General features: G+C 57.9%; 12 protein-coding genes and 2 pseudogenes. 10 read left to right on the top strand and 4 right to left on the bottom strand.

Going from position 1 to position 21282, the window contains the following annotated elements:
* Nucleotides 1-37: 37 nt before the first annotated feature.
* From D7241_RS10245 to D7241_RS10205, 9 genes and pseudogenes are all read left to right on the top strand, one after another.
* Nucleotides 38-2965 carry a filamentous hemagglutinin N-terminal domain-containing protein gene (locus tag D7241_RS10245; RefSeq protein WP_408101436.1) on the top strand — a complete coding sequence of 976 codons (2928 nt, stop codon included), beginning with the start codon at nt 38-40 and terminating at the stop codon, nt 2963-2965.
* Nucleotides 2962-3138: pseudogene (locus D7241_RS10240) on the top strand (hypothetical protein); the annotation flags it as partial. The gene D7241_RS10245 and the pseudogene D7241_RS10240, both read left to right, overlap by 4 nt.
* 498 nt (nt 3139-3636) lie before the next feature.
* A pseudogene (locus D7241_RS10235) lies at nt 3637-9030 on the top strand (hemagglutinin repeat-containing protein); the annotation flags it as partial.
* A complete protein-coding gene (locus tag D7241_RS10230; RefSeq protein ID WP_408102312.1) occupies nt 9019-9963 on the top strand; it encodes a polymorphic toxin type 24 domain-containing protein in 945 nt (314 codons plus the stop codon). The pseudogene D7241_RS10235 and the gene D7241_RS10230, both read left to right, overlap by 12 nt.
* The gene (locus D7241_RS10225) at nt 9963-10433 is read left to right on the top strand and encodes a hypothetical protein (protein ID WP_408101435.1); all 471 of its coding nucleotides are present in this window, start codon (nt 9963-9965) and stop codon (nt 10431-10433) included. The genes D7241_RS10230 and D7241_RS10225 overlap by 1 nt, the downstream gene beginning before the upstream one ends.
* Before the next feature lie 482 nt (nt 10434-10915).
* A protein-coding gene (locus D7241_RS10220) for an IS3 family transposase (protein WP_408101434.1) occupies nt 10916-12189 on the top strand; the annotation gives its coding sequence in 2 pieces (ribosomal slippage) (nt 10916-11267 and nt 11267-12189; 1275 coding nt in all).
* Nucleotides 12190-13155: 966 nt separating this feature from the next.
* Entirely contained in the window at nt 13156-13458 is a 303-nt protein-coding gene (locus tag D7241_RS10215) for a hypothetical protein (protein ID WP_408101433.1), read from the top strand.
* 200 nt (nt 13459-13658) lie between these two features.
* A complete protein-coding gene (locus D7241_RS10210; protein ID WP_408101432.1) occupies nt 13659-14024 on the top strand; it encodes a hypothetical protein in 366 nt (121 codons plus the stop codon).
* The gene (locus tag D7241_RS10205; RefSeq protein ID WP_408101431.1) at nt 14021-14275 is read left to right on the top strand and encodes a hypothetical protein; all 255 of its coding nucleotides are present in this window, start codon (nt 14021-14023) and stop codon (nt 14273-14275) included. The genes D7241_RS10210 and D7241_RS10205 overlap by 4 nt, the downstream gene beginning before the upstream one ends.
* Before the next feature lie 521 nt (nt 14276-14796).
* Here D7241_RS10205 and D7241_RS10200 read toward each other — a convergent pair.
* The 3 genes from D7241_RS10200 to D7241_RS10190 form a co-directional block, all read right to left on the bottom strand.
* Nucleotides 14797-16929 (bottom strand): autotransporter domain-containing protein, encoded by a 2133-nt coding sequence (locus D7241_RS10200; protein WP_408101430.1) that lies wholly within the window; start codon nt 16927-16929, stop codon nt 14797-14799.
* Nucleotides 16930-17258: 329 nt separating this feature from the next.
* Entirely contained in the window at nt 17259-18314 is a 1056-nt protein-coding gene (locus D7241_RS10195; protein ID WP_408101429.1) for a serine hydrolase domain-containing protein, read from the bottom strand.
* A gap of 108 nt (nt 18315-18422) precedes the next feature.
* A complete protein-coding gene (locus D7241_RS10190) occupies nt 18423-18869 on the bottom strand; it encodes a DUF2147 domain-containing protein (protein ID WP_408101428.1) in 447 nt (148 codons plus the stop codon).
* Nucleotides 18870-19064: 195 nt separating this feature from the next.
* Here D7241_RS10190 and D7241_RS10185 point away from each other — a divergent pair, with 195 nt between their 5' ends.
* Nucleotides 19065-19523, top strand: coding sequence for a DUF3859 domain-containing protein (locus tag D7241_RS10185; RefSeq protein ID WP_408101427.1), 459 nt, complete (start codon nt 19065-19067; stop codon nt 19521-19523).
* Nucleotides 19524-19595: 72 nt separating this feature from the next.
* Here the strand turns inward: D7241_RS10185 and D7241_RS10180 are convergent, their stop codons facing one another.
* Nucleotides 19596-21215, bottom strand: coding sequence for an NAD(P)/FAD-dependent oxidoreductase (locus D7241_RS10180; protein WP_408101426.1), 1620 nt, complete (start codon nt 21213-21215; stop codon nt 19596-19598).
* Between the last annotated feature and the right edge of the window lie 67 nt (nt 21216-21282).

The following is a 21282-nucleotide window of genomic DNA, read 5'->3' as shown; positions in this document are numbered from 1 at the left end:
TCCCTTATTTGAGTCAAGCAAAGCCGGAGTCTTAGACATGGACGTACGCAGCCCCATCTTCCAGAACGTCGCCACCGTGCTGGTGGGTGTCATGTTTCTCAACCCTATCGTCAGTGCGGCGGCGGATTTGACAGTCGCCGCCGGCAGCGGCGCGACGGTAGGGCAGGCCGCTAATGGCGTGCCGGTCGTCAATATTGCCGCCCCTAACAGCAACGGGCTGTCGCACAACAAATTCAAGGATTACAACGTTGGTCAGCAGGGCCTGATCCTGAACAACGCTACCGAGCGGACCCAGTCAACCCAGCTGGGCGGCATCATCCTTGGCAACTCGAACCTCAATGGGATAGCGGCCGGGCTGATTCTCAACGAGGTCACCGGCAGCAACGCCAGCCGCTTGCAGGGCTATACGGAAGTTGCCGGCAAGTCGGCCCATGTCATCGTCGCCAACCCCCATGGCATCAGCTGCGACGGCTGCGGCTTCATCAACACTCCACGTGTGACGCTGAGCACCGGCACGCCAATCATCGAAAACGGCCGTCTCGATCGCTTCGACGTCAACGGCGGCAGCATCGCCATCGAAGGACAGGGACTCAACGCCAGCAACATCGACCAGTTCGATCTGATTACCCGCAGCGCGAAGATCAATGCCGAGCTGCACGCCGACAAGCTGAACATCATCGCCGGTCGTAACGAAGTCGATGCCAGCACACTCGCCGCGACCGCCAAGTCGCCGGACGGCAGCGACAAACCCCTGCTGGCCATCGACAGCTCCGCGCTCGGCGGCATGTACGCTGGCGCCATCCGCCTGGTCGGCACCGAAGCGGGTGTAGGCGTGAAGCTGGCCGGGGATATGGCCGCCAGCGCGGGGGATATTCAGATCGATGCCAATGGGCAACTGAGCATGGCGCGCACTGCGGCGAATGGAAATCTGATCGCTAAAGCCGAATCGGTGGAGCTGGGAGCGGATACGTACGCCTCGGGTGCTGTGCGTGTCGAGGCGACGGACACGCTCGGCATCGCGAAAAGCTTGGCGGCCGGGCAGGGCGTCGTGCTTTCAGCCAATCAAATAACCAACCGCGGTATCGTCGAAGCCGGCATCAAGGCCGATGGCAGCAGCAATACCTTGGCAGCACTCGATATAAAGAGCCGCAGCCTGATCAACGAAGGGACGCTCCTGGCCAGCGGGCGGCTGGATGTCGAAACCGAGGGGCTGATCGATAACCGTGGTGGCACCTTCGCAGGCGCTGTCACGGCTATTCGCTCCGATTCGCTGGCCAACGGAGGCGGCCGCGTGCTCGCCGAAAAGCGACTAAGCATCGTAACGGGCGCGCTCGATAACCGAGCAGGTTTATTGCAGTCGCGTGGTGACGCCCAACTGGCTGCAAGCACCCTGAATAATCGGGCCGGCGATGTCGTCGCCTCCGGCACCTTGAACGCATCCATCCTGACCCTCGATAACACCGAGCAAGGCCGAGTAATGGCCGGTAGTGTCGCAGGTCTGGAGATTGATTCGCTGGACAACCGTGGCGGTGTGGTCAGTGCTGCCGGTTCACTCACGCTCAAAGGAGACCAAATAGACAACCGCGACGGCGGACTGATCGCCAGTGAAGCTTCGCTGACGCTCGAGGCGAGCGAACTGGACTCGAGCAGTGGCGGCGAGGTATCCGCTGGGGGCGATATTCGCGTAACGGTAAAAACTCTAACTCAGCAGCAGGGGCGCCTGATCAGCGACGGTCGGATTGAACTCGACCTTCAAGGCGGCACGCTGAACAACCGTCAGGGATTGATTAAGGGACAAACCGGCGTGGCAATTACCGACGCTGGCGATCTGGCCAACCAGGGCGGCGAGCTGTCGACTAATGGCAACCTGCACATCGAAGCCGAGCGCCTGGTCAACGCAGATGCGGGACGCGTCATTGCCGGCGGTGAACTTGTCGTACAAAGCGACGCGCTAGACAACCATAACGGAGGGCTACTCTCTGGTTGGAAGGGAGTAACTCTACAAGGCGGTACGCTCGATAACAGCGCAAAGGGCACCGTCTCCAGTCGCGAAGGTGGCGTGTCGACACAGCTGACCGGTGCATTGAATAACAGTAATGAGGGGGCTTTGGTCAGCAAACAAGCGCTGACCGTCACGTCCGGCGAGATCGATAACAGCGAAGGCGGGGTCCTCTCCAGCGAAGCGAGTATGTCCTTGCAGACGGCAGGTACGCTGAACAACGCCGTCGGTGGACTCGTGAATGCGGGCGGTGCCTTGTCGATCAAAGCATCCGATGTAAATAACCAGTCCGCAAGCGTTCGCAGCGGTGCTGACTTGCTCCTTGATGGCAGGAATCTGGACAACAGTAACGGCCAGTTCAGCAGCGACCAGACGATCACGCTCGCACTCACCGAGCTGCTCCTAAATACGGGCGGTCAGCTCGGCAGCGCGAGCGACCTTCTGATGAAAACTGGGGAGGTGGATAACCGTGGTGGCCAACTGGCGAGCCAGCGCCTGTTTGAGTTGGTCACCTCACGCCTGGACAACTCCCTCGCCGGCACGCTGGCTGCCAATGGCTCGCTGCGACTCGAGGTCAGCGGTCTGCTCGATAACAGCCAGGACGGCTTGATCTATAGCCAGACTGATACGGTGACTCTTCAGGCGGCGACACTGAACAATCAGGACGGCTCGATTCAGGGCAAGACCGGCCTGGACGTACAAGTTGCCGGAGCGCTCGACAACCGCAGCGGACGGCTGCTGGGCGAACAGGGTGATGTCTTCATTGAAGCGGACTCAATAAACAATCAGGACGGTTTGCTTACAAGTCTGGCAGGTTGGATAACCGCTACCGCTAACGGTTTGTTCGACAACCAGGGCGGCACGATCCAGGCCGATAAGTTGGTCTTGAACGCCGGTGCGCTCGACAACCGCGGCGGCCACGTATCGGCCGTCTCAGGCGACACGGTGATCATGCCGCTACCGTGAACAACGCAGCGGGCGGCCTATATGCTCGCGACAGCCTGAAAGTGCAGGGAAGCGACCTAGATAACCGCACCGGTAAGATCGGCGCCAACGCCATCGACTTCAGCTTGGCAGGTACGTTGAACAACGACGCCGGCCTGATCGAGAGCGGTAGCACCTTAGCCCTCACCGCTGCGCGCCTGTCCAACGTCAACGGAGCCATACGGGTACTTGGCGGAGCGGGCGTGACGCTCATCACAGCCACCGATACTTTCGACAACCGCGCCGGCCTGCTCGAAACTGCCAATACCGACGTGCAGTTTTCGCTTGGCAGGCTGCTCAACACCAATGGCACCCTGCGCCATGTCGGCACAGGCAGCATGGCGCTGGCCAGTGCCAATGCCATCGAGGCGGGCGGTACGCTCACGACGACCGGGGACTTCAGCCTGACCGCTGCCAGCTGGACGCACAGCGGAATCCTGCAAGCGCGCAACCTGACGGTCAACGTGGGAGCCTTCACGCAAACGGCAACCGGCAAGCTGCTCGCCTCCGAGACGCTCAAGGGAACGGGCGGTAACTGGGTCAACAATGGCGTGATTGCGAGCGATGAAGCGCTCGATCTTCAACTGACCGGTCGCTATAGCGGGAGCGGCCAGCTGACCAGCCTTGGCGGTATGGGCGTGCGGGTTGGTGCGATGACGTTGGGGTCCTCGGCACGTTTGACAGCAGGAGATGAACTGGACCTCGGCATTGTGGGCGCATTAACAAACGGTGGGCGACTCACAGGGGGCACTGATCTGGCACTTGTCGCCGGCAGCATCCTTAATACCGGCACGCTGGGGGCCGCCGAACAAGTGTCGCTGGCCGCGGCCACATTGAACAACGACCGAGGGCTGATCTTCAGCGGCGCCGACCTGTCGGTCGAAGCGGATAGGTTCATTAACACTTACGGCGACATCTATAGCCTGGGCTCGTTGACCATCGGCGGGCTGTCGAGCGGACGTGCTGTGTTAATCGACAACATCTCCGGCAGCCTGGAAGCGGCCGGTGACGTTTACTTGCAAGCAAAAACGCTGAGGAACCGCCGCGAGGTCTTCTCGCTCGAACGCACACTTGTAGAGAGCGCTATTGGCATCTATTGCTACGATTGCAGCGGCGATAACTTCACCGTCGATTATATCGTTCGGGATATTTACGAGGGCAAAATCACCGATACGACGCCGGCTGCCCACATTACATCTGGGCGGGACTTGCGGCTGGTCGGCGGGGCCATCAGCAACGAGGGCAGCACACTCTCGGCGGTACGGAACATAAATATTGCAGCTGACAGCTTTGCCAACCAAGGTGCAACGGGGGGCACAATTGAGCGGATAAGAACTTATCGTAGGGCGGTAACAGACGGCACAGTTAGGCGTTTTGTTTCCGGCCACGTCGAGCCTTATAACCGCACGTATAATCCTCAGTACCCTGGCTACTACTATCGGACTAATTCTGGAGAAATACGCCTAGCGCTTCCGACACTCGGTACGGTCTGCGAGGGTGACGGTTGTAGCAACGAGTCGGTGACCTATTGGAGCGACTCCATCACTCATCAGAGTGTGCACGTACCAGTTGCTTACGACTACTATGACGGCCTTCCTTCTTCCCGCTATAACGCCGAGGCAGTGAAGCAGGCACAACTTCCGAATGATCTCGCTGATAGTGAGCCCGCAAATGACGTCGAAATCGTCCGCGGCGGCGGCTCGGACGTACAGAACGCCGTCGTCCAGGCCGGCGGCAACGTAACCATTCAGGCCAGCCAGACGCTGACCAACAGCGTTATCACCCCTCGCTCCGCTATCCAGCGCGGCGCCAGCCAGGTGGGAAGCACCTCGGCATCCGGTACCGGTCAGCCACTGGTCGTCGAGCTGACTAGCAATCTCCCGCCGGACCTCGCGCAGCAGCAGATCAATCCGATCACGTTGCCGGGCTTCGCCCTGCCGCAGGGCGAGAACGGCTTGTTCCGCCTCAATGGCGAGGCGGCTTCAAGTGTTGCAACGACCGATGCGGGCACCGCTCCGCTGATCGGCCCGCCCATGCAGCAAGCCGCCGTCAATGCGGGCCTTTCGCGCCCAGCGGGCGCTCATCATTACCTAATCGAAACCAACCCTGCGCTGACCGACCTCAAGCAGTTCATGGGATCGGATTACCTGCTCGGTAAACTCGGCTACGACCCCGACGCCGCACAGAAGCGCCTCGGCGACGGCCTTTACGAACAGCGCCTGATCCGCGAAGCCATCGTGGCCCGCACCGGTCAGCGCTACCTCGCCGGGTTGACCAGCGACGAAGGCATGTACCGCTACCTGATGGACAACGCCATCGCCAGCAAGGAAGCGCTCAATCTCAGCCTGGGCGTGTCGCTCAGCGCAGAACAAGTTGCCGCGCTGACTCACGATATCGTCTGGATGGAAGAGCAGGAAGTAATGGGCGAGAAGGTCCTCGTCCCGGTGCTTTATCTGGCCCAGGCCGAAGGCCGCCTAGCGCCCAATGGCGCGCTGATCCAGGGCCAGGACGTCGCGCTGATTTCCGGCAGCGACCTGATCAACCGCGGCACGCTGCGCGCTAGCCAGAACCTAGACGTCACTGCCAGCAACATCCTCAACGTCGGCGGCGCGATGGAAGCGAACGAGCGTCTGCAACTGCTGGCTACTGGAAGCATTCGCAACGCGCAGGGTGGGTTGATTGCGGGGCGGGATGTGAGTGCGATTGCAGGTACTGATATCGTTAACGAGCGTACAGCGACCCGGAACGATGTGAGCTACGGCGGCCGTAGAAGCATCACCGACTACGTTGACCAGGCAGCAAGCATCGAATCGACAGGAGATATGCGCCTACAGGCAGAACGTGACATTGCCAACACTGGAGGCGTGTTGCGCAGCGGAGGCGCAATGGCGCTACTGGCGGGCGGCGACGTTACGCTTAGCACAGTCGAGGAAACGTCACTCGAATCCCGCGCGGGTGGGAAACGTTATCTGAACGAGCACACTCGCCAGCACGCTAGCGAAACGATCGCTGGTGGTGCGATGAAGATTGAAGCTGGTTCTGATATCAGTGCAATTGGTAGTCAGGTTAAGGCATCGGGTGACATTGATCTTCGCGCAGGCGAAAACGTAAACCTCCTCTCGGCTGCCAACGAGGATCACTTCTTCTCCAAGACCAAGCGCGTCACCCGCAGCACCGACAGCGTGCGTCAGCAGTCGAGCAGCCTGCAAAGCGGTGGCGATGTCGCCATAATCGCTGGCTAGGACGTTGCGATGGTCGCCAGCAACATCCAAGCGACCGAAGACGTCGCGCTTGAAGCCGGTCAGGACGTGAACATCCTCTCCGGCAAGGATGAAAGCGCCTCGTTCTATTACAAGAAAAGCAAGGGCTCCTTCGGGCGAAGCAAGAGCACGCAGAAGGAGAACTACGACAGCACCAATGTCGCCTCGGTCATCGAGGCCGGCAACGATCTGACGATCAATACGCAAAAGGCGGCGGACGGCAGCCTCAGCCTGAACGGCGGCCGCGACGTGACTGTGATCGGTAGCCAGCTGTCGGCAGGCAATGATCTGCTGGTCGGCGGTACCGGCGACGTTGCGGTACTTTCCGGCATCGAAGAGCACGGCTCCTATAGCAAAAAGACTAAGTCCGGTTTTCTTGGCCTGTCAAAGAGCGGCAAGAGCCAGCTCAAGACCACAGCCAGCCAGGTGGCGAGCGAACTGGAGGCGGGCAATGACGCCGTGATCGCCGCCGGTAACGATGTTCGCTTGCGTGCTAGCGAAGCCGCTGCAGGCAATGATGTCGAGCTGCGAGCAGGCCTTGTAACCGAAACGGGCGATATCAATCTCGTCTCGGCCAACGACGAGGCCTACAGCCTGACCGAGCAGTACAAGAAAAAGGTCGGGCTATCTTCGTCCGGTGGTTTTGTTTCAGTGGCCTCGGCTAAAGAGGCTGGCAAACAAGCGCAAAGCAGCACCAGCGTCGGCAGCCAGGTGGCGGCGGAGCGGGATGCCACCCTTCAGGCCGAGCGCGATATCAATATTGTCGGCAGCGGTATCAGCGCTGGACGTAACGTGAGCCTGGGTGCCGGGCGTGATGTAAATGTCGTGGCAGCCGAAGACAGCAACTCGCAGCGGAGCTGGGAAAAGAACAAGCAGGTAGGTATCGGCGTCTCTGGCGACGACAACGGCGTTAGCTTCTTCGCCGGAGCTGAGCGCACCCAGGTAAAGGATCGTCTGGTACTAGACACCGCCGCGGCTAGCCAGATCAGCGCCGGCCAGGACTTGGACATCACTGCCAGGCGCGATGTAAACCAGACCGGCTCCGATTTGCTGGCCTCGAACGACATGAGCCTGTTAGCAGGGCGCAACATCAACATTGATGCCGCTCGCGAAACGCAACTGCTTGAACAGCAGCGCTCGGAAGAACGGCAGGGCCTTGGCGTTACGGTCAACCACAACTACGGCAACACCAAGGACGCTATCGCCAACGCAGGTAACGGCGATAACAACGTCAGTAAAGGCTCTAGCACCCTCAAAGCAATTGATGCCTATAGTCAGTTCATCTCCGGCCCAACCGCCGATGTGCGTCTGGGCAATTCCCAGCAAAGCACTAGCCAACAGTACATCGAGCAGAGCAACCGCTCATCGACCCTGAGCGCGGGCAATGATCTCAACCTGTTGGCGAACAATGATGTGACTGTGAGAGGCGGCCAGCTCGAAGCTGGGCGCGATATCAATGTCAAGGGTCGGGATGTAGCGTTCGATGTGGCTCAAGGCAAGTTGAGCCAAGAGAATCAGCAAAGCCAGAGCTGGGGCGGTATTCATGGCGGCACCAGTGGGGGCATCAAGGTCGGCATCGGAGGGAGTCGCGGCGTAGCGAGTGAGGATTGGACGCAGGGCGCTAGCACGACCGCGCAAGTAGCCGCAGGCCGCGACATCAATCTTCAAGCCAGTAACGATTTGGGTCTGATCGGTACCCAAGTTCAGGCGGTTCGGGACATCGACCTCAAGGCCGGTAACGACCTGACCATAAGCGCGGCTCAGAACGCGAGCAGTAGCGATAGTGATCGTCGCAGCGCTGGTGGCGAAGTGGGCCTGACCTTTGGTTCCGAAGGTGTAGGCGTCTATGCCAGCGTAAACCTTGGCAAGGGCCACCTGGAGCGTGAGGGCGAACGTCAGCAAGAGGCGTATTTGTACGCCGGTGAGCGCCTAAGTTTCAGCAGCGGCAAGGACGCCACCATCGCCGGTGCGGAGCTGCGTGGCGATGAAGTCATTGGCCGGGTAGGTCGGGATCTTCGTGTGTCTTCAATGCCGGATACTGGCGAAGTGAAGGGCAAGGAATTCGACCTGAGCGCCACGGTCACCATTGGCCCAGGGGCGGGCTTCAGTGGCTCGGTGGGTTACGGCGAAACCACTGGCAAGACCAACTGGGTCGAAGAGCAAACGCGCATCACCGCCAGGGATCGGCTGGATATCCGCACGGAAAACCACACTCAGCTCGACGGGGCTCTAATCGCCTCCGACAACGGAAATCTGAAGGTGGACACCGGCACTCTGGGCTTCAGCGATATTGCTGGAGAGGATAAAGAGCGTAGCTACTACCTCAACGTAGGCGGTACTTATAAAGCAGGCAACAGCAACACTCAGCAAGATCCCAGCCAGGAAGGTAAAGGCGAGAAAGGAGAAAGCGGCTGGAGCGTTGAAGGCTACGAGTACGAGAAAGAGCGTGAGCAGATCGTACGGGCTACGGTGGGGGCTGGTGAAGTCATCGTCCGTGACGATGCCGAAACGGGCAGCGATTCCACCGCTGGACTGAACCGTGATGTCAGCAAGGCCTATGAGGTCACCAACGACGAGGAAGAGCGAACTGATCTGTATGTGAGCAAGTCCTCGCTGGAGGCGGTGAAGGCGGTAGCGTCTCGTGTCGCAAGAGAAGTACAGGCTCAACAGGTTAGTGCTGATCAAATACCGACATCTGCCAAACAGATGCTGGGCGAAGAGCGAGCGGTGTCCTTAGCCAAGAATCTGGTTAGGCACGGGCTAAGCCCTGATGTGATGGGGTCTCTTTCGCCTGAAACAGCTCAGATGCTGACGGCTTGGGCTGACGCGGCTGAAGGTTTCGACAAGGCAGCTACTGGTGCGAATGCGGGCCAAGGTCCTTCCGAATCGCCGTCATCTTCTTCCGCTAACCACAATGGCGCGCTAGATTTAGGTAGCTCTACGATCATAGCTACCGTCAAGCCAGGCGAACGTTTCCTGCAGAAAACTTTGCAGCTACAGGACTATTTGCAAACTCTTCCCGTAGCAGAGGCGCAAGTAGTAATGCTGGGCATGCAGGCGCTGATGGGACCTGCCAAGGCGGCGATAGGCCTAGCGGGCAGCGTGTTACTGAACGCAGCATTTGGCGACCAGATTGATGCGTTCAAAGAAGGTGCAGCTGTCGGCATAACTGCAGGGATCACTGATAGCGATAAAGCTACCGTTCAAGCAGATCATGAAAAAGCGAAGCAGGAGTACGCGGCGGGGAACGAGGATTATCTTAACGGTGACGGCTATGTATTAGCGTCTCGATTTCTGATTGACGTTGTTGCAGGTGAGATTGGGTCGCTTGGAGGGAAGGTTGCGGGACGTGCGATTGGGGTTGTTTCTGGTCCGAAAGGGACAAATACTCCTCCAGCACCACGTAACGCAAGCAACCTTGCAGGCGGTCCGCTGGAAAATGCAGCCCAGATTAGCGGGCGTTTTAAGCTTGATGGTGGACCAGTCAATGGAACGCTATATAGAGCCGATAACCAAGGAAATATTACCAGCTATGCTGTGTATGATTCGGCGGGAATGATTGTTAAGCGCGTCGACGTTACTGGGACCGCGCATGCAAATGTATCGACGCCGCATGTGATTGAGTACGGTAGAAATCAATTGCCGGATGGGACGACAAGAGTTCAGTCACCCTCTTCAAAGTTAGCACCAAGGCCCGCTAAGTCGGACGAGATTCCATAATGAAAATTAAGACACTTAATCCTCTTGTCGGTCTGGCTCGTTACGAGTCCTGGAAGTCGGAGTGGGTGGAGAAAGACAATGTTGATGAGTTTTCTTACTTAAGCAGCAAATGTAATCCCGAGGATGTATTGTTGTCGTGCAAGCTATTTTTTCCTGATCTTATTGTTGTCGGGGATGGAGTGTTTTTAGAGAGTAAATATGACAGTAGTGTTATTGATTCTTGGTTTAAGAAATTCGGTGGCGACTTGCGGTCAGTTGAAAAGATGGTCAATCATATTCATTTGTATGACGTTTTTGATGGATGTGCCGAAGAAGTCGATAACAGAGTATTTGAGCAGTTGGCGGACGTGATGGCTTTATCATGGCGTATGGTGTTGAGTGATAAATTTGCTAAGAGGAAATTTGAAGTCGAAGTTTCAAACTCTGATCAGAGTTACGGACCGGTGGTTACTTTTTATGAGGTAATCTAAGCGATAGGGTCCAGAAGCAACTTCGGAGGCTATCCTGCACTTGCTAGGCCGAGTCAAGCTACGCCTAGCAATGTAATTCAGGGTGATCTTGAGTCGCTAGGTCGTCCTACAGGGGTAACTGCGGCAGAAAAAGGGGACACCCATTAGCCGGGCCTGCGTCAAGACTCAAAGCAACCCGCTCTGCTTTCAACAGCAGAGAGTTTTCAAGTGCCGAACCTGATTGGTTGACCCGGTCGAGCCCGTTTCCTCGCTCTTGGCTACGACCGAGTCGCTCCAGTCCCCATGGATCAAGCGGTGGCTGTCGTTCAGCACCGCCCTGGCGGGGACCCCGCCCCGGAGAAACGTCGGTGCGGCCAATGTGTCCAAGCCAGTTCACAGAACTGTGGCTCGTATAAAAACTGCACGTCCAGCCCCTTTTCGGCTGACTTTGTCCCGTCCTGAATAGGGTTTACACCTTTAGCCACGCTTTTCAGGAGAGGCCCATGGCAGAAGGTGTGAGGCGAAGTCAGCGTGATTACACGCTGACTTTTAAATTGGCAGTGGTAGACCAGATAGAAAGAGGCGAATTAAGTTACATCCAAGCCCAGGACGTTTACGGCATTCAAGGGAAGTCGACGGTGCTGACGTGGCTACGCAAGCATGGTCGACAGAACTGGAGTCAGGGCGCTTCTATTCGCTTATCCCGGGGTACTCCTATGTCCGAACCCTCTTTGCCGCCGACGCCGGAGCAACGGATCAAAGAGCTGGAACAGCAGTTGGAGATCGCTAACCAGAAGGCGCAGTTCTTCGAAGCGGTCGTTGATGTGCTGAAAAATGACAACGGTGTTTCTGTCGCAAAAAAGCGACCCGGCAAGTCCTCACGCAAGAAAAAGTCCAAGGACTGAGCATCAGCAGGGCTTGCCAGTTCATGGGCCTGAGTCGCCAGGCCTATTACCAACGTAATCGGGCGGCGGACAGGCGTCAGGAGCAGGATCGTCGGGTTGCCCAATTTGTAAGGCATGCCCGAATGCGCCAGCCACGCCTTGGTACGCGCAAGCTGCATTTTCTACTGACAGAGCAAACGGAGTCAGACCTTAAGGTTGGTAGAGACCGACTATTCCGGGTGTTGGCAGAGCACCGATTGTTGCTGTTGCCCAAGCGGGCCTATCACAAGACCACCAATAGCTATCACCGCTTCTATCGCCATCCCAACCTGCTCAAGCCTGGCCCCCATCAAATCACCCCGACTGCTCCAGAGCACGTGTGGGTGGCAGATATCACCTACCTGCCATCAAAAAATGGCCCGCTGTATCTGAGCCTGTTAACCGATGCTTACTCTCGCAAGATCGTCGGCCACCACGTGCACCAAGGCCTGAAGACCGAGGCCGTGGCGTTAGCTTTTAATCGTGCATTGCAGCAACGCACAAGCCGTAAAGAGCTGGTGCATCACTCGGATCGCGGCATCCAGTACTGCTCAGCCCACTATCAACGCCTACACGCGCAACACGGCGTGACCTGCTCGATGACCGACGGCTATGACTGTTACCAGAACGCCATGGCGGAGCGAGTCAACGGCATCCTCAAAAACGAACTGCTGATGCAAAGCCCGGCGGACCTGACACAGGCTCGACGCATGGTTCGTGAGGCCATCGATATTTATAACCAAGAGCGGCCGCATCTGGCCCTGAAATACAAAACGCCCGATGCAGTGCATCGGGCGTTTGAGGTGCGGAGCATGACCGGAAAAGGTGTAAACCTATTTCACCAAAACGCCTGATGCACCGGTGCATTTCCGGGTCGCGTTTGCCATCTTTGTTTTAGGGCAATAGGGGACAGACCACGTTTTCCTAGATGATGATGTGATTGAATTTCAGTTGAAGGAAAAGGAATTTCCTATGCCTCGTCGAGCAAGGCTTTTGCCGCCTGGGGTATCGTTACATCTAATACAGAGCGGTAATAACCGCAGCGCTTGTTTCTACGCTGACGAAGATCTGGATCATCTGAGGCTCCAAGCTGAGCAGCATGGCTGTGCTATCCATGCTTGGTGTTTGATGACTAATCATGCTCACTTGTGAGCGTAGCGGTACGCTGTGGGAGGGCCGGTTTAGGTCATGTTTGCTGCAAGAGGAAGTTACGTACTGGCGTGTTATCGCTACATCGAGATGAATCCAGTACGCGCCAGCATGGTCGAACATCCAGCCGAATATCGCTGGTCTAGCTACGGTGCCAACGCGCACGGCCTACCTTCGCAGATGATCGAGCCCCATTCACTCTACAGAGCGCTTGGCGAAACTGTCGATCTACAAGCTAGCGCCTATCGAGAGCTCTTCAGGTATCAGCTTGACCCTGGCTTGGTTGACCAAATTCGGTCAGCAACCAATGGCAACTATGCCTTGGGCAATGCCCGGTTTGCATCGGAGGTCGAACAGGCTCTCAGGCGTCGAGCTGTACGCGGGATGGCGGGGCGACCGAAGCGTTTGATGTAATTGGACTGATTGAAATCGTGGTCTGTCCCCTAATATTGTGTCCCCTAATATTGGTCAGTAGCCACATCAAGGGAACTGATGCGACGAGCGCGATGATTGGGGCTGGAGTGGGAACTGCCGCTGGGACTGTTGCGGGTAAGGTTGTTGGTGGGGCTTTGCCAAGTTCAGCTTCAGATCTTACAAAAGAAGCGTCTGGTGCGATTACCGGATCAATTGTCTCTGAAAACGTATCCAGTATAGTCTCAAAGGAATAACGGATGAAGAGCAAGGGTTGGTGGCTATGTTGGGTAGCCAAAGCATACATGGTATTCACTTTAGCGGCTCTTATAGCTTTCTTGACTGCAGATTTTTTAGTTTGGTTGTTGAAAGGGCAGAAAGATATCGATTTTTATGAAAGATTTCTGCTTGCAGTTAGTAATTCTTGGAGGTTGGGAGGGGATCCTGACAGTCGTGGCGATAGTCTCATTTCTGATAAGTGTTCTGAAAGGAAAAAGGGAAAAGAAATAGCGGCGCCTATTATTATAAATGGGAAGAGAGGACAAACTTATTTTTCTGGCTAGTTCGTGAGGCGGAATCCCAGATCGTCTCGTGCGCCTTCGCTAAACTATCGCTTTCCCAAGGAACGGAGAATGCTCTATGCCCAATACAGAGAGGCAATAGGGGACAGACCTCAATTAATTTCGGTAAATCGTGGTCTGTCCCCTAATATTCCTCTAATATTCCTGGCATTGTTTTAAGTGCTCCGGTAACTCTAGAAAGTATGGCTGTTGGTGCAGTAGTGCCCGGAGGGATTGAATATTATTACCAGTACGATATTGAAACGGGAAATGTGGACTTGATGAGCGTTGGTAAGGCTTCTTTGATCGGAGGCCTGTCCCAAGGAAAGAACTTGCCGGTTACCGTAATGGTGAATGCTGGCGGAGAATACGTGTATAAAACTGTTAAAGGCGAGAACGTTGGTGCCTCTTTAGCTGGTGCTGCACTCGGTAGCGCTGCCGGGTGGGCCTTGGGAGGGAAATTAGCTGACGGGCTGGAAGGTAAAGTTTCTAAGGTTGTTGCGGATGTTATAGGGAGTGCATCTGGAGGGGTTTTAAGTAAAGTAGTAGAACAAGAGATTAATAAGTGATGACTCAAAAATTTGAGGGTCTTAGAGGCTGGCTTGCACTTCTTGTACGGTTTATGTTGGTGCTTGTTCTGAGTTTCGCTTGCCTAGTCTTTCTTGCTGCGTTAGGAGCTAATATATATTTATGGTTTTTAGGGAAAGGGTTTTATTTTGATTGGGGCTTGCAGTTATATAGAGCTCTAGAAATCGGGGTGAAGATAGGTGGGGCGCTTGCTATCTTGATGTGGCTTGGAGCTCGTATTCCTAAGCCATGAAGTAAGTCTGCATGCTGTAAGCGAATAAAAACAAAAAGGAAACAAAAAGGGGGTAGATTGCAATAAAAGGGGGTGTCTAGTCCTAAAATAGGGTTACACCTGTTTCACCCAAGCGCCCGGTGCATCGCATCGGGCGTTTGATATTTCAAAGACAGGTGCGGACGCTCGCGGTTGTAGATCGCTACCGACTCACTCACCATCTTCTTGAGTAATAGGGGACATGAGTAATAGGGGACATGAGTAATAGGGGGCAGACCACGTTTTTCTAAGCGTTAACTTGTCTCAATGATGAGCCACTGGAAGGAAAAGGAATTTCCTATGCCACGTCGAGCAAGGCTTTTGCTGCCTGGGTTATCGTTATATCTAATACGGCGCGGTAATAACCGCAGCGCTTGTTTCTATAGCAATAGGAGACAGACCACAATTAATTTCGGTAAATCGTGGTCTGTCCCCTAATATTTCCTCGCTCTCCAAATGAAAACGCCCGATGCAAGGATCGGGCGTTCTGAATGCCGGCTAGCCTATAGCAACCACTTGTAGTTCAGAGCCAGCCAGTAGTCGGCGTCTCCACCTTCGCTGGTGCCGTTGAGCATTAACGACCCAACCCCGCCGCCAAGCGCGGCCTCCGCGCCGATTGCCGCCCGAATCCAGTTCTGTCGGTAGGCCTGGCCCGGAAGCTCGAATGTAGACAGCCCAATCAGCTCACCGCTTGCGCTGCCGCTCTCGTCGTCAAACCGGTGAACGCCTTCAATCCTCCCCAGCAAGTTGACGGTCGGGCTGAAGGTATGGACGGCGTCTAAGCCGACGCGGCCGGTGGTGGTTCGTTCGGTGCGGTCCTCCCAGCGGACCGGGAAACCACCTCCCGTTTCGCTGTATCCGTCGAACTTAGCTTTTACGTGCCCAACGCTTGTATAAGGCGTGAATGAGGTCGCTCCGACCGCAAATGCGTTGAGCCAATCGAGGCGCAGTTTTCCGCCAGCAATGGTGACATCCGTTTCGCCATGCGACTGAACGATGTTCCCAGCGTTGCGATAACCACGGTCGATGTCGGCATCGCCCGCTGAGTAGAAGCCACTCACGGTTGCATAGAGCGGGAGGCCACCCAGCTTGATAATGGCTTCAGGCATCAAGTAAGTGCCGCGTAGTTTCGTTTCGCCACCAAGACCTGTTTCGCTCTCGGCATAACTGCGTCCAATCGCAACGTTCAGTTGCACGCCATTTCCAATGTTGGTCGCCACGCCTACTTCTAGAGAACTCTGATCGGAATCCGCGTCGTCTTGCTGGCCATAGTCACCGCCGGTCCAGACGCTGTAGCGGCCTTCCGGGACCAGGTTGCGCATCGGGCTGCCGTGCGCGCCATTAAGGATCATGTCGGTATTGGCCAAGGCAGCCGTCGGCGCGGCTGCTGTTGCGTCGAGGCTTGCACTGAACTCCTGCAGGTCGATCATTCCGCTTGTCCCGCCCCCAGGCTCGCCGACGCGTGCAATGAAGGTGTGGTCGTTCAGGAGAATACCGGCGACTACGCTCCCGTCGTCGCTGACGGCTTCTGCGTAGGCGACCTGTGAGGAGGACGGATCGATGTTTACGCCACTGGCACCCAGCCACTGCTCAATCGTCTGCATCCCGGTCCCTTGCGTCCAGCGAAAGCCTCGGTTTCGCTGACCCAGGTCGAACTCACCGACCACCACGCTTCCATCGGCGTTAACGGCGAATGCCCAGGAGCCGCCATCTCCAAGCGTTCCCAGGCTGCTAATACCGGAACTCGCTGTCCAGCGGTATGCATGCGTGGCGGTGCCCGTGTCACTTGCACCGACTACGGCCGTGCCATCGGAGCTGAGATCGGCAAAGTAAGTTCTAGTGCCACCAAGGGTGCCGATATCGCGCATGGCGCTTTCGGTTGTCCAGACGAATGCACGAGCCTGGCCGAGACTGTTATACGACTCTCCAGCTACGGTCTGGCCTGAAGCGCTGACGGCGCTTGCAATCGAATAGCTTCCACCCAGCGTGCCAAGATCGCTCATGACTCCATTCGTCCAGCGGAACGCGTGGGCATGGCCGCCTACCAGGCTGCCGCCGACTACAACGGCGCCGTCTGCGTTAGTCGCTAGGGCATAGGAATCGCTACCGCCTGCAAGCGTACCTAGGTCAGTAACGCCTTGGGTCGTCCAGCGAACCGCACGCTGTTCGCCGTTAGCTAGGTCGCTCGCGCCCACGATAACCTTGCCGTCGGCACTTACGGCGTGTGCTACCGAGCTTACGCCACCTAAGCCGCTGAGCGATTCAATACCTGAGCCAGTCGCCCAGCGAAACGCGAGCGAACCACCATTTCTATTATGAGCTGTTCCAACGGCCACGCTGCCATCGGCACTCAGTCCGCTCAGTATCGTCTCGTCACCCAACGTTCCGATATTTTGCACGCCGCTTTTAGCCGTCCATATATCGCTGTGGTAGAGCCCATCGGCCCCGAGTCGATAGATGCTGCCCAGCGTCGTACCGTCCGCGCTGAGGAATGTCTCGTCCCCCAGCAGTCCCAAGTCGGTCAGCCCGTTACTAGCCCACGCGGGGCCAGCGGTGATGCACATGATGGCGCTCGCCAAACTTAGTCGCTTGAATCCCGCGCGCAGTGGGGTCGAGTGCTTGCTTACCATTCCCATTTTTTCCGCTCCCTGGCCTGACTCGGCCTGATCAGTTACTGCTTCATACTGCGAAGGGGGTCTACCGCTTCGAGCGCGCATCCTGGCGTAACTGTTCCGGTCGCTCAACGAGCGTTAGCGTATGGCTTACATGTCGGCGTGAAGCCGGTCACGAAAAAATCCTGGTTATCGACGGAACGCTTCTCGCGCTCCGCTGTATCGCATCGACTGCTGTATTAAGTGCTTAGCTGCCCGGGCCCAATCGACCAATATATTGGAGCGGGATTGATCGCCTGGTCTTACAACCGTCCACGTGCTGCAGACCCGGCCGATCGCAGCGGCAATTCTCATCATCCCGCCGAAGGCGGCACCGTCTCGCGAACCGCCTCGATAATTTCGCCAAGCAACTGATGCAACGCATCGCGGTGCCCCAAGGCGCCGCCGGACGGCTGTTGCGTGTTCGAGGTCATCACCACCGTCATGTCGAGCCCGGGCACCACATAGACCATCTGCCCGCCATAACCCCAGCCATAGCGCACGTCCTCGCCGTCAAGCTGTGTGATGAACCAACCGTAGCCGTAACCATGACCTGTGTAGCGCGAGCGTGCGCGCGGCGTCCAGGACGCCTCGATCCAGTCCTCGGACAGCAGCCGCTCCCCGGATGAAGTAACGCCGCCGCGGCGGTAGAGCTCGCCGAACGCCAACAGTGAGCGCGGCGTCATCGCCATTTCGTTGCCGCCCAGGTAGACGCCTTGCGGGTCGCGCGTCCAGGCAGTGATGGCGAAGCCATCGAGCGGCGCGAGCCATTGGCGTGCCAGCTGCAAGGTGGACTGGCCGGTGCGGCGGGTCAGGATCGCCGATAGCAGATGGCTCGACCCGGTAGAGTAAATCATCGGCCCGCCCGGCTCAGCCTCGAACGGTCGTGCCAACGCGGCTCGCACCCAGTTGCGGCTCGCCACCCAGGCTCCGTAGTTGCGGCCAGAAGTCGATCCCAGTCCGGCCTGCATCGAGAGCAGGTGACCCACCGTTACCTGCCGCAATCGAGGATCAGGGTTGGCGGGAAGATCAGCCTTGAGCAGATCGGCGATGCGCTGGTCGGGACCTTCCAGAACACCCCTGTCGATGGCGATGCCGGCCAGCGCGGAGATCACCGTCTTGGATGCGGATTTGATATTGGTCGGCGCGCTCGTGCGGTGGCCCCGGTAGCCGCGCTCGGCAATCACCTTGCCATCTTGCGCGACGATAAGAGTTTCCAGCTGATCGAGCCGCTCGGCCTCGTCGATAACCGTGTTCAGCTCGGAGTTGGCTGATGCCAGCGGGCCGATGGCGAGCAGCAACGCTACGCAGATTGCGCGTCGTAACAGAAGGCGGGTTTGCGCATAAGCGCCGTAGGGAAATGAACGCATACAACGTCTGACCCTGAACCCATCGCGCCGTGCGGTCACCTGGCGAGCCTGGAGTCGGGCGCATCAAAGCCGGGCGTGACCCGGCTTGGTCTGGGAGTACCGCCCGGCTTACTGGCGAACCCAGGTCTGGGTACGGCCGAGCGCTTCGACGCCGATATAGCCACGCATTTCCAGCTTTTCACCGCCTTCGAGTACGGTCACCTTGGCACGGTACGTCTTGCCCTTGCCGGGGTCGAGGATGTTGCCGCCATTCCAGACGCGTTCGCCGGCGGGCTTGAGGCCCCAGAGGATGGTCATACCGGTGATCGGCTGGTCTTTGCGCTCGCCCTCGCAAGCGCTGCACACCGGGTTTGGGCCATGGTTCGATCGCAGGATTTTCGCCACCTTGCCACTCAGCGTGCCGTCAGCGGCTTCCTGGATTTCAATGATGGACGTGGGCTTGCCGGTTTCATCGTCGATGGTTTGCCAGCGACCCGCAGGCGATTCGGCGGCGAAGGCCAGCGAAGTGGCGGTCAGGGGTAATGCCAGCAATAGGGCGGTGAACAGTGAGCGCATGGTTTCTCCTGCGGTGTGGTCGACGGCAGCGACTCTATCATCTGGTTTCGACCGGTAGCGTCTCGTTGAGTTTGCGCCGTCGCTAACCCGATCGTCACTCAACAGCCGGATGGCGCGACATTGATGCGGATTGTTGCGTCACGAGTTTGTCACGCCAATGTCATAGGCTCGCTGCTTTCTGCCAGGGAGCCCGCTATGCCTAACCTTCGCCCGCTGCTATTCACCTTGCTGTTGCCCGGTTTGGCTTGCGCTGATGTGCGAGTTGCCGGGCCGATCGAGGCTGGCGTATTCGAAAATCGCTATCAGGACCAGCAACCCGGCGAGCGCGTTCTGGTCCGTAGCGATCAGCGCATCCTGGAGGCCGATCACGTGCCATTGAAGATCGGCACCAAGTTCGGCCTGCGTTACCGGCTGGAAGGCAAACGGGCCGACGATACGCCTCTTACCTTGCTGTACCTGACGCCCGGTGTAATCGACCCGAGCGGACAGCGACACGATCGCTACGAGGTCATACAGAAACTTGTGCCCGATGCGCCGCTGGACGTGATGGCTTTCGAGTTCACCGAAACACATGAGTTGGTGCCAGGTGAGTGGCATTTCCTGGTGTTCCAGGGCGACCGCAAGTTGGCTGAACAGCGCTTCGAAGTGCGTTGAGTTTCACTGTCGAGAGGCGTGCTGTGAAGCCGAGCGCGCCACACCGGCAATGGCGCGGCTCAGCCGAACCGATCAGCTCTGCAGGTCAGCCAACATCGCCGTCGCTACCGCCTCTGCAACCTTAATACCGTCGACTCCTGCGGAAAGGATGCCGCCGGCGTAACCGGCGCCTTCACCGGCTGGGTACAGCCCGCGGGTGTTAATGCTTTGCAGGGACTCGTTGTCTCGCTTGATCCGCACCGGTGATGAGGTGCGCGTCTCGATGCCGGTGAGAATTGCGTCGGTGCGGTCGAAGCCACGGATCTGCTTGCCGAAGGCCGGCAAGGCTTCGCGGATGGCCTCGATCACATAGTCGGGCAGTGACGGCGCCAAGTCGCCCAGGCGCACGCCGGGCTTGTAGGACGGCTCGACCTCGCCGAATTCGCTCGAAGCCTTGCCGCGAATGAAATCGCCGACCAGCTGCCCCGGCGCGCAGTAGTCATTGCCGCCCAGCTCGAAGGCGCGCGATTCCAGCTGCTCCTGTAGCTCGACTCCGGCCAGTGGGCCGCCGGGAAAATCCTCGTCCGGATTGATGCCGACGACGATACCGGCGTTGGCGTTGCGCTCGTTGCGCGAGTACTGGCTCATGCCGTTGGTGACCACGCGGTTGGGCTCGGATGTGGCCGCAACCACCGTGCCGCCCGGACACATGCAGAAGCTGTAAACGGCGCGGCCGTTGGTGGCGTGATAGACCAGCTTGTAATCGGCGGCGCCTAGTTCCGGATGCCCGGCGTACTTGCCCAGCCGCGCGTTGTCGATCAGCGACTGCGGATGCTCGATACGAAAGCCCACGGCGAAGGGCTTGGCCTCGATATAGACGCCGCGCTCATGAAGCACGCGAAAGGTATCGCGCGAACTGTGCCCGAGGGCGAGTACGACGTAGCGGCTGCGCAGTTCCTCGCCATCAGCCATGCGCACGCCCTGAATGCGGCCGTCTTCGATAATGAAATCGGTCACCCGGCTGTCGAAGCGCACTTCGCCGCCCAGCGCCTTGATTTCCTCGCGCATGGTCGACACCACGCCGGTCAGGCGGAAGGTGCCGATATGGGGCTTGCTGACGAACATGATCTCGTCCGGCGCGCCGGCGCGGACGAACTCGTGCATCACCTTGCGACCGTAGAACTTGGGGTCCTTGATCTGGCTGTAGAGCTTGCCGTCGGAGAACAACCCGGCGCCGCCCTCGCCGAACTGCACATTGGATTCCGGGCTCAGCACCTTTTTGCGCCACAGCGCCCAGGTGTCCTTGGTGCGGCTGCGCACGTCGCGTCCGCGCTCCAGCACGATCGGTTTGAAGCCCATCTGCGCCAGGGTCAGCGCGGCGAACAAACCGCACGGGCCGAAGCCGATCACCAGCGGCCGTTCGCTCAACTCTTCCGGCGCCTGGCCGACCGGATAGTAGCCGGTGTCCGGCGAGATGCGAATGTTGCGGTCGTTGGCCAGGCGCTGCAGCACCTGGTCTTCGTTCGCCACGTCGGCATCGATGATGTAGACGAAGGTGATTTCGCTGTTCTTCTTGCGTGCGTCATAGCTGCGCTTGAAGACGTTGAAGCCGAGCAGCTCGGTATCGCTGATTTTCAGGCGCGCCACGATGGCCTGGCGCAGAGCGTCGGCGGGGTGATCGAGCGGCAATTGCAGTTCGTTGATGCGAATCATGGCAGGTCCTGGCCGGTGGCCCCGGCAAAGGTAGAGACGGCAAACTGATTCGCTGGCCATGGCAGGC

Source organism: Stutzerimonas sp. VN223-3 (assembly GCF_045999685.1).
Classification (GTDB): Bacteria; Pseudomonadota; Gammaproteobacteria; order Pseudomonadales; family Pseudomonadaceae; genus Stutzerimonas; species Stutzerimonas stutzeri_AR.
This window is presented reverse-complemented; position numbering and strand designations above follow the sequence as displayed.

Coding starts and splice junctions, on each gene's coding strand:
- D7241_RS10245 (WP_408101436.1), top strand. CDS start 38: ATGGACGTACGCAGCCCCATCTTCCAGAACGTCGCCACCGTGCTGGTG.
- D7241_RS10230 (WP_408102312.1), top strand. CDS start 9,019: ATGGGGTCTCTTTCGCCTGAAACAGCTCAGATGCTGACGGCTTGGGCT.
- D7241_RS10225 (WP_408101435.1), top strand. CDS start 9,963: ATGAAAATTAAGACACTTAATCCTCTTGTCGGTCTGGCTCGTTACGAG.
- D7241_RS10215 (WP_408101433.1), top strand. CDS start 13,156: ATGAAGAGCAAGGGTTGGTGGCTATGTTGGGTAGCCAAAGCATACATG.
- D7241_RS10210 (WP_408101432.1), top strand. CDS start 13,659: ATGGCTGTTGGTGCAGTAGTGCCCGGAGGGATTGAATATTATTACCAG.
- D7241_RS10200 (WP_408101430.1), bottom strand. CDS start 16,929: ATGGGAATGGTAAGCAAGCACTCGACCCCACTGCGCGCGGGATTCAAG.
- D7241_RS10195 (WP_408101429.1), bottom strand. CDS start 18,314: ATGCGTTCATTTCCCTACGGCGCTTATGCGCAAACCCGCCTTCTGTTA.
- D7241_RS10190 (WP_408101428.1), bottom strand. CDS start 18,869: ATGCGCTCACTGTTCACCGCCCTATTGCTGGCATTACCCCTGACCGCC.
- D7241_RS10185 (WP_408101427.1), top strand. CDS start 19,065: ATGCCTAACCTTCGCCCGCTGCTATTCACCTTGCTGTTGCCCGGTTTG.
- D7241_RS10180 (WP_408101426.1), bottom strand. CDS start 21,215: ATGATTCGCATCAACGAACTGCAATTGCCGCTCGATCACCCCGCCGAC.